The 8,274-nt window shown below is 68.4% G+C and carries 7 protein-coding genes and 4 pseudogenes; 8 read left to right on the top strand and 3 right to left on the bottom strand.

The window, feature by feature from the left end; all coding sequences use genetic code 11:
* Nucleotides 1–109: 109 nt before the first annotated feature.
* Entirely contained in the window at nucleotides 110–259 is a 150-nt protein-coding gene (locus tag ABZ862_RS38050; RefSeq protein WP_360969084.1) for a hypothetical protein, read from the top strand.
* A gap of 312 nt (nucleotides 260–571) precedes the next feature.
* Here the strand turns inward: ABZ862_RS38050 and ABZ862_RS38045 are convergent, their stop codons facing one another.
* Entirely contained in the window at nucleotides 572–1,162 is a 591-nt protein-coding gene (locus tag ABZ862_RS38045; protein ID WP_360969081.1) for a DUF6529 family protein, read from the bottom strand.
* A 31-nt stretch (nucleotides 1,163–1,193) separates the two neighbouring features.
* Nucleotides 1,194–1,643: a hypothetical protein gene (locus ABZ862_RS38040; RefSeq protein ID WP_360969079.1), complete on the bottom strand. Its 450-nt coding sequence runs from the start codon at nucleotides 1,641–1,643 to the stop codon at nucleotides 1,194–1,196.
* A 524-nt stretch (nucleotides 1,644–2,167) separates the two neighbouring features.
* Here ABZ862_RS38040 and ABZ862_RS38035 point away from each other — a divergent pair.
* From ABZ862_RS38035 to ABZ862_RS38010, 6 genes and pseudogenes are all read left to right on the top strand, one after another.
* Nucleotides 2,168–2,755, top strand: a pseudogene (locus ABZ862_RS38035) (transposase); the annotation flags it as partial.
* Between the two features lie 46 nt (nucleotides 2,756–2,801).
* Nucleotides 2,802–3,542, top strand: a pseudogene (locus ABZ862_RS38030) (transposase); the annotation flags it as partial.
* Between the two features lie 428 nt (nucleotides 3,543–3,970).
* Nucleotides 3,971–4,663 (top strand): hypothetical protein, encoded by a 693-nt coding sequence (locus ABZ862_RS38025; protein WP_360969076.1) that lies wholly within the window; start codon nucleotides 3,971–3,973, stop codon nucleotides 4,661–4,663.
* Between the two features lie 21 nt (nucleotides 4,664–4,684).
* A complete protein-coding gene (locus tag ABZ862_RS38020; RefSeq protein ID WP_360969073.1) occupies nucleotides 4,685–5,938 on the top strand; it encodes a WD40 repeat domain-containing protein in 1,254 nt (417 codons plus the stop codon).
* A 152-nt stretch (nucleotides 5,939–6,090) separates the two neighbouring features.
* Nucleotides 6,091–6,288 (top strand): toxin-antitoxin system HicB family antitoxin, encoded by a 198-nt coding sequence (locus ABZ862_RS38015; protein ID WP_360969070.1) that lies wholly within the window; start codon nucleotides 6,091–6,093, stop codon nucleotides 6,286–6,288.
* Complete coding sequence (locus ABZ862_RS38010) at nucleotides 6,285–6,581, top strand: hypothetical protein (RefSeq protein ID WP_360969067.1); 297 nt, start codon at nucleotides 6,285–6,287, stop codon at nucleotides 6,579–6,581. Before ABZ862_RS38015 ends, ABZ862_RS38010 begins: the two co-directional genes overlap by 4 nt.
* A 358-nt stretch (nucleotides 6,582–6,939) precedes the next feature.
* Here the strand turns inward: ABZ862_RS38010 and ABZ862_RS38005 are convergent.
* Nucleotides 6,940–7,293 (bottom strand): annotated as a pseudogene (locus tag ABZ862_RS38005) (HNH endonuclease); the annotation flags it as partial.
* A 51-nt stretch (nucleotides 7,294–7,344) separates the two neighbouring features.
* Here ABZ862_RS38005 and ABZ862_RS38000 point away from each other — a divergent pair.
* Nucleotides 7,345–8,178, top strand: a pseudogene (locus ABZ862_RS38000) (IS256 family transposase); the annotation flags it as partial.
* Nucleotides 8,179–8,274: the final 96 nt, after the last annotated feature.

Raw genomic sequence — 8,274 nt, 5'->3', positions numbered from 1 at the left:
CGGCCAGCCGCAGTGGCCGGTAGCCGTCGGTGTCGAGCTGGGCGAGTTCTCCGTCGATGTCGACGGAGTGGGTGCCGTAGAAGTGCACGTTCTCGAACCGCACCCCGCCATGGCCGCCCTCCGCGACCTCGCCATCGGCACCCTGAAGCTCCTCGGAGCCGACAACATCACCAAAACCACCCGCGCCATCCGCTCCGAACCCGAACGAGCACTCACCATTCCGGGCATTACCAGCAACCCAGACACCTACGGAACTTGATCAAGCCCTGGCATACGGCGCCGACAGCCAGGACCCGGAATCCCGCGTGGAAGGCGACCGCCTGGACCTGCGCGGGCAGGTCCGCGGAGCCGGCGGCCGCGATGGCCGGCCACCGGTCCTGAACGCTGCCGTCGGCGGACGCGACGTCCCAGGAGCGCAGTCGGAGGCGCAGCAGTCACCCGGATCTTCTGGGCGGTCGGCCGTTCTTCCACGTGGTGCCGCACGGGGCAGGAGGCGCCGCCTGCGCGGAGATACGGAGCGTCAGCAGCCGCGACTGCGGCCTGTGTCTTCTCGCCGTCGTCCGGGCTGTGGCTACAGACCGGGAACGGCAGATCCGTTGAGGGCCCAGAGCGCGGCCGAGTACCACAGCACCCCGATGGCGCCGAACAGGACGCTTCCGGCGGCCGGGAGCATCCAGCCGGGCAGGCGTCGGCTGTGCACCACCAGCAGTTTGGCAACAAAAGCCCCGTACAGCGCGCAGCCGGCGACTGAGTGCAGGAGGACCCGGGCGCTCACGGTTTCCACCCCGTAGGCGCGGACGCAGTGGTAGGCGATGGGCACCGACAACAGGAAGGCGGCCCAGCCCACCACGCGGTGCGAGGCACCGACCCGGCGGGGCGCCGCTGTGAGACCGGGCAGCCGTCCGTATATCCACAGGGCCAGCAGAAGTTGGACGATTGCGAGGGCGAACAGGGCGCTGCCCAGGCGCGCTTTGAGGGTGACCGCCGCGGCGCCCTGCTCGCCGAACAGGCCGGTCGTGTACTGAGGGCTGTGGTGCCGTCCGGTGATCCAGATGGCCACCGCTACGGCCACGGGCAGGGCAGCGCCCAACGCGATGACGGCGGCCCGCGCGGGGGAGTGCCGCCGGGGGGTCCGGTGACCGGTACCGGTCCTGGTTGTCACGTCGGCTGGCTCCTCACGCGGTCGTCGCCGGTCAGCTCATGTCGACCTTGTCGCCGGCGGCGTCGAGCACGTACCACTCGGCACCGAACTGTTTGAGCGCCTGGCCGTTCGTGTCGCCCGGCTTGGCGTCTCCCGCGTACCCGTAGACCGGGTGACCGTGGTAGGTGACCTGCGTCGTGCCGTCGGATCGTTTCGACGTGCCCGACAGGCTGGACTTCGCCGAGCCACCGATCGAGGGTGCCCCCGAGGTCAGCAGCGGTGGCCAGGCCGCGGCACACGCCCCGTTGCAGGTCGAGGTCGTCGACTTGTCCGCCTCGAACAGGTACAGGGTGCGGCCCTTCCCGTCGACGAGAATCGTGCCGAGTTTGCCGGCCGAGGCGGTCTTCACCACGGCCTGCCCCCCGGTGGGCGCGGTGCTCGCCGATGCGTACGGGCTGGTGTTCTGCCCCGGCGCGGTACTCGGGGCGGTGCTCGACGACATCGTTGACGACGAGGAGGAGGAGCCACCCCCACCATTGGAACAGCCACTGGCGGTAGCGATCGTCACCAGCGCAGCCGTCCAGACAACGGCCAGGCGAATACGCGTCATCACACTTCCACCACGGGTAAGGGCCCCACGTCTCCGAGGCCGACAAACGTATGCTCCCGACGATCCGGGGCTCTTGATGCCCGTGGCACCCAGAACGCCACGAGATTCACTGAGATGGGCCCGTGACCGTGCTGAGACGCCATCCGCTTACTGATGAACGGGCTTGTCGGGCCGGGCAAGGGTGTCGATCGGGTGATCGTGGTTCGGTCGGTGCATGAAGGCAGCACCCCGCGGTAGTTCGGGGGCGCCGAAGCCGACGAGCACCGGGAGGCCCTGTTGCCGCAGTCTTTTGCGGTCACGTCGGTGGAGTCCGACTCGCCGTCCCTGTCGTGTGACCGCCTCGCGCACAGGTTCGGCAACGCGGCGGACGGGCCGGAGCGTGTGCGGTGTTACGGCTCGGACATGACGGACACGGAATGGCAGGTCGTCCGGGCGGCTCGAGGGCGGGGCGGCCGGCCGGAGGCCTATTGCCACCGTGCGATGCTGGACGCAGTGCGCCACGTGGTCGACAACGAAGTGAAGCGGGTCGATCCGCAGGCGGATTTGCCGCCGTACCGACGGGTGCCGTCTTCGCCCGCCGCCGGCAGGTCACGGGGCTGCTCGCCGAGTTCCACGACCGGTTGCGCGACCGTGTGCGGGAGAAGGAAGGCCGGGCGGTGGACCCGACGGCCGCGATCGTGGACTCGCAGTCGCTGCGGGCAACGGCGAACATCCCGCGCTCCACGTCCGGCTGGGACGGCGAGAAGAAGGCGGGCCGCAAGCGGCATCTGGTGGTGGACTGCCTCGGCCTGGTCCTGGCGGTGGCGGTGACCGCGGCGAGCGTGCAGGACCGCGACGCCGCCGTCCCGCTGCTGGGGCACCTGCGCGAGAGGTACTTCTCCGTCCGCCTGGTGTGGGCGGACGGCGGTTACGCCGGGCGGCTGGTCGACTGGGCTGCCGAGAAGTGCCGGCTCACCCTGGAGATCGTCAGACGCTCCGACGACGTGACAGGGTTCGTGGTGCTGCCGCGCAGGTGGGTGGTGGAGATCTGTCAAGCACAGTGCACTGGCGGCCTTCGTCGACTACGGCCCGGGCGGAACCGGAGAGCCGGTCGCCGCCCTGATCAGACCGGGGAACGCGGGCTCCGACACGGCTGCCGACCACATCACCACTGCCTGCCTCGCCCTGGCCCAGCTGCCGAGGAAGTACCGGCGCGGGCGGCACCCACGACTTCGTGTCCTGGCTCGCGACGCAAGGACGCTGGCTGTCCTGCTCGGCCGGCATGGTGATCACCGAGACCATCCACAGCAACGTCCTCAGGATCCCGTCACCGGCCTGGACCCCGGCCATCGAGACGGACGGCGGGGCCCGCGGCGGCTCCTGGGTCGCCGAACTCACCGGCGGCCCGCTCGCGGGCTGGCCGAACGGCATGCGGCTGATCGTCCGAAAGGAACGGCCTGGTCCCGGGGCTCAGTTGAGGATCACCGACGCGGACGGTATGCGGATCACCTGCTTCGCCACCAACACCCCTCCCACCGGCCGATCGCCGAGCTCGAGTTCCGCCACCGCCCGCGGACCCGGGCCGAGGACCGCATCCCGGCCGCCCGCTCGACCGGACTGCGTAACCTGCCCCTGCACCACGCTGCCCAGAACTGCATCTGGCTGGAGAGCGTCCAGATCGCGCTCGACCTGCTGGCCTGGATGCCCATGCTCGCCCTGACCGGCCAGGCCCGGCTCTTCGAGCCCCGTCGGCTGCGATTCCGCCTGTTCTCCGAGGCCGTCCAGCTCGTCACCACCGGCCGGCACCGTGTGGGTTCACAAGGCCGTCGCGAGCCGACGATGCCGAGGAGCTGTCGGCCTCCTGCGGTTTCCCGGCCGCGTACAGCCCGAGGTGGCCACGAAGACGATCGCCGCCAGGCATCGGCGGTCACCTGCCCGATGTCGCCCGCCGCCTTGGACTCCTGCGTCGGCTGGGGCACTCGCCGTGCAAGTGACTGCGTGACGAGCGCCACAGTTGCCGGCTTGCCAAGAAACGGTCAGGGAGCGAACGCGGGGAAATTTTTTGGAATCAAATCTGAAAATCCTGGATCGATTTCGGTACAGAGGATGATCGAGGCGCCCATATCAAATTCCGTGTCTGTGGAGAAACGTTTCTCTTGGATCTGCTTTCGTCGCCATGTCGTCCGGTGCCGACTCGTTCATTCAATGCGGACCTTGCGGTTGCAGTACGCTGTATGCTCATGAATTCCCTCTACGCCGCCCTGTGGGGTCTTGGCGGCAGTGCTGCAGCCGAGGCGCTGCAGATTTATCTATCCATGAGAGTGCCGGGTGATGCCCGGAGCTTCCGTGCGCCGTGGTCCAATCGGAAACAACGTAAATATTTCTGGGGTGCGGTGGCCCTGCGACTCTTCCTGGGAATTCTTCCACCAGCGGCGATCACTGCGTCTTCCCACGTCTTCTCTCCCATGCATGCGATGGTGACCGGCATGACAGCACCACTGCTGATCTCCCGGCTCGCGCAGACTCAGACGACGGTCCAGACGGACGACAGCGCCGGCAGACATTCCCAGGGGCCAGAAGCGCGCGCAGGGGCGTCTTACGACAACGACACCCCGCCGCGCCCGCCCACCCCTCGGGCGGCAGCCGACCGGCGCATCCCGCAGGGCCCGGGAACACGTCAGCGGACGGTGCTTCCGCCTGTCCACCCGGAGCGGACTCACCTTTCCTCCGCGGACTCGGCGCCCACCCGTGCAGCCGTCGATTCCGGTGCCTCGAACCAGCAAGGCGACACCAACACCTCTTCAGCCGAAGAGCACCACGGCAGGGAGCCGCTCAGCATGCTGTCACCCGCTCCGGCCGACCCTGACAGCCCGGGTGACGAGGAGCGTCAGGAAGAAGAAAGCGAACCCAGCGACTCCGCCCACCATCAGTGACGACCCTCACGAGGTATTCCCATGCCGCGCAAGCCGCTTCGCTTCGTCGATGAACTCGCCCTTCATCAGCCGCCGACGTCCGCACGAATCAGCCCCGACGCCACCTTCCTCGATTTCCTGGCGCTGACACCGAGCAGTCGCCGGCGCGGCGCAGCGCGCCGCAAACGCCCCTACCACCCCGGCAAAAGGCTGTCAGTTCCCTCTCTGACCCTCTTCTTGACGCTTGCCCTGGTCGGGTCGGCCGCGTTCAGCGCGGGCTGGTTACTGCATCTGCCCCTGCCGCCGTCATTCGTCCGTTCACCGTGGAAGCCGATCACCTCTGAAGCGGACATCGAACGAACCTACGAGGTGGGCTCTTCGCCCGTAACCGGTCTTGCCTTCAGCCCCGACGGGCGTCTCCTCGTGGCCACCACCTATGCCGGCCGTGTCGTTCTCCGCGACACCGTCACCGGACGCGAACTGAACACGAAATACACACCCGAGCCCACCGGTGCTGCAACGGGCGTGACTTTCAGCCCCAGGGGACACACCTACGCCGTCAGTACGAGCACCGGTGCTGTTCTCCTACTGGCCGTCCGAGGCGGCCGCGAGGTGGCTCTCCTTCCCCCGCCGGCCAAACGCGGCAGTGCTGTGACGAGCACGGCCTACAGCCACGACGGGCGCACACTCGCCGTGGCCAACGCACAGGGAACCGTCCAGCTCTGGGACGTGAGCCGTACGCAGCCCACTGTCCTGGCCACTCCTGGGCGCCAGCATTCGGTGAGCGATGTCGCCTTCGACCGCACGAACGCGACGTTGGCCGTGGCCAGTGTGGACGGCACGGTCCAGCTGTGGGACGTGAAGGATCCGAGCAGGCCAGAAGTACTCAGCACAGTCCAGTGCGGTCTGCCCGCGACCAGCATCGGTTACAGCCCTGCCGGCAGCGTCCTGGCTGCCGGCAGCAGCGACGGAACCACGAAGTTCTGGAACATCGAAGATCCTCATAAGCCGAGGCCGTACAGGGAAGCATCATCCCGCTCCCTGCCAAGCGGTGTCGGTTCGATCACCGGTCTTGTCTTCACCGACCGAAGCCGTGTCGCCGCAACCACCACCGGCGGATACGTACAGCTGCGGGACATCGACAAGACCCCTATGCTCCTACGAGCCCCGACCCGCTCCCAGGCCTTCACCAGTCTCTCCTACAACGCAGCCCGATCCACGCTGGCCATCGGCATCGCCAACGGAACCGTCCAGGTCTGGGCAGCCGACACCCCGACCCGCCGCACCGACAAGTGACCGATGAGATCCCGATCACGCGCTCACCTGGTGGTACTCGGCCCCGTACCTGCGCGGCGGCACGTCGGCGTTCGCCGCCCCCGGACGCAGACCCGCACCATCCCGCACGCAACCGTCTTACGCCACCGTGAACCGGTGGCTATCCTGCAACCATGTCCGTCACCACTATGACCCTGCGCATCCCCGACGAGCTCGCCCCCTCCATCAGGGCAGCCGCCTCCGAGGCCGGCATGAGCGTGAACGCCTACGTGGTGCGTGCCGCCCGCCGCGCCGCCACGCTCGACGCCGCGCAGCAGCTCGCTGCGCTCGGCCTCGGCGACGAGCTGGCAGGCGAGGGCGACACCCTGTGAAACGCGGTGAGATCTGGGCACTTCCCGACGGCCGCAACGTTCTGATCATCAGCCTGACCGGCCTGGAAGAGACGTACGGCGCCCTCCTCGTGATCGTGCTGCACGACAGCGGCAGGTTCCCGGACACGGCCATGTCCGTGGTGATCGGCGACCCCCTCCCGTGCACCGCGGTCGCCGTCAACATCACACAGCTGCGCCTCAACCGGTTCGAGGGCGCAAAGCTCCTCGGCCCTGTAGACCCTGCGGCGATGGCCCGCGTGGACCAGGCCCTGCGGGCCGTCCAGGACCTCTGAGCCGCGCACGGCGGAGCGCTGCGTCAAAGAAGCGGGCGCTGCAGAAGACGGATGCACGGCAGGCTGCCCGGATGGAGCAGATCGTGAAGCCCTCCGGTATCGCAGGTCGGTCCAAGGTTCACGGCGCTTGAGGCCGGTGGCCCGCTGCTTGCACTTCGGTGCAGGTGGCGGGCCTTTCTGGTTCCGTCCCGACGGGGGATGCGAGACAGGAACCACGCTTGCTGCGGAACGCGGCACCGACAGCACCGGGGAACGCTCGGCGTGCCGCCGTGACGTAGGCCGGGGCCTGTTCCTGGTCGTGGGGGCGTGACCGGCCGCGGGGCCGATCGTGACGTTGTCCCGGTACGTGCCGGTGCCGGGGCGGTGCCCATTCGCCGGGGGACTGGTCGCCCTTCTGCCGGTTGCTGGAGGCAGACACCGTGATCAGCCGGGGTCCGGTGAGGTCGTTGGCGAATGTGCGGCGCAGCGTCGTGTCCCAGGTGTCGGCGCCGGAGCGCCAGGCGTTGGCCAGGGGGACGAGGTGGCCGATGTCCATCTGGTCGGCCGGGGTGAACCGGGCGCCGTCGTAGGCGCTGGTCCAGGTGCCGGAGACGGCGCGGCACCGGTCGTCGCGGACGACGTCGGTGCCGTCGCGTTCCAGGACGACTTCGCGGGTGTCGCAGGTGCCCTACCGGATGATCCGGTGAGGGAACTTCGACCGTGAGCAGCCGGTCCTGGGTCTGTACGGTGAGTGGTGTAACTCCCGAGCAGGAAGCGGCAGTTGATGACTACTGACGTGAGTGTCTCCGAGAGTGAAGGCCGGGCCACCGGGCCGGCGGCCGGGGTGGATGACGAGCTGGTCGCCCAGCTGGTGGCGCGGGCCCAGGCCGATGGGCTGCGGCTGACGGGTGAGGGAGGTCTGCTGCAGCAGCTGACCAAGCGGGTGCTGGAGTCCGCTCTGGAAGGCGAGCTGACCGATCATCTGGGCCACGAGCACGGCGAGAAGAGCGAGGGCGGGCGGGAGAACTACCGCAACGGGCGCCGGGGCAAGACGGTGGTCACCGAGGTCGGCCCGGTCGAGATCGAGGTTCCCCGGGACCGGGCGGGCACGTTCGAGCCGATGCTGGTCAAGAAGCGGCAGCGGCGGCTCGGCGGTGTCGACGAGATGGTCCTGTCGCTGTCCGCGAAGGGCCTCACGCACGGGGAGATCTCTGCGCACCTGGCCGAGGTCTACGGGACCGAGGTGTCGAAGTCGACCATCTCCACGATCACCGACAGCGTGGTCGCCGGTATGGTGGAGTGGCAGAACCGGCCGCTTGACGCGGTGTATCCGGTGGTCTTCATCGACTGTGTGCACGTCAAGGTGCGGGACGGGCAGGTCGCGAACCGTCCGGTGTACATGGCGCTGGCCGTGACCGCGGAGGGCACCCGCGACATTCTGGGGTTGTGGGTCGGGGACGGCGGCGAGGGGGCCAAGTACTGGCTCCAGGTCCTCACCGAGATCAAGAACAGAGGCGTGCGGGACGTGCTGATGCTCGTCTGTGACGGGCTGACCGGGCTCCCGGACGCCGTGAACACCGTCTGGCCTGCGACGATCGTGCAGACCTGTGTGGTTCACCGAAGCCGTCAAGAATCAACACGTTGGTTATCGGCCCTGCCCCTGTGATCTTCCGGATGCGACTCGTCGGCCGGGGTGAGGAGGTCGGCTGCGGTA

This window comes from Streptomyces sp. NPDC047000 (assembly GCF_040644295.1).
Taxonomy (GTDB): domain Bacteria; phylum Actinomycetota; class Actinomycetes; order Streptomycetales; family Streptomycetaceae; genus Streptomyces.
Note: the sequence above shows the minus strand (reverse complement) of the source record. Positions and strands in the feature narration are given on the sequence as shown.

Bases quoted from the DNA above. Each gene is read 5' to 3' on its own strand.
- ABZ862_RS38050 (WP_360969084.1), top strand. From the start codon at position 110: ATGGCCGCCCTCCGCGACCTCGCCATCGGCACCCTGAAGCTCCTCGGA.
- ABZ862_RS38040 (WP_360969079.1), bottom strand. From the start codon at position 1,643: ATGTCGTCGAGCACCGCCCCGAGTACCGCGCCGGGGCAGAACACCAGC.
- ABZ862_RS38025 (WP_360969076.1), top strand. From the start codon at position 3,971: ATGAATTCCCTCTACGCCGCCCTGTGGGGTCTTGGCGGCAGTGCTGCA.
- ABZ862_RS38020 (WP_360969073.1), top strand. From the start codon at position 4,685: ATGCCGCGCAAGCCGCTTCGCTTCGTCGATGAACTCGCCCTTCATCAG.
- ABZ862_RS38015 (WP_360969070.1), top strand. From the start codon at position 6,091: ATGTCCGTCACCACTATGACCCTGCGCATCCCCGACGAGCTCGCCCCC.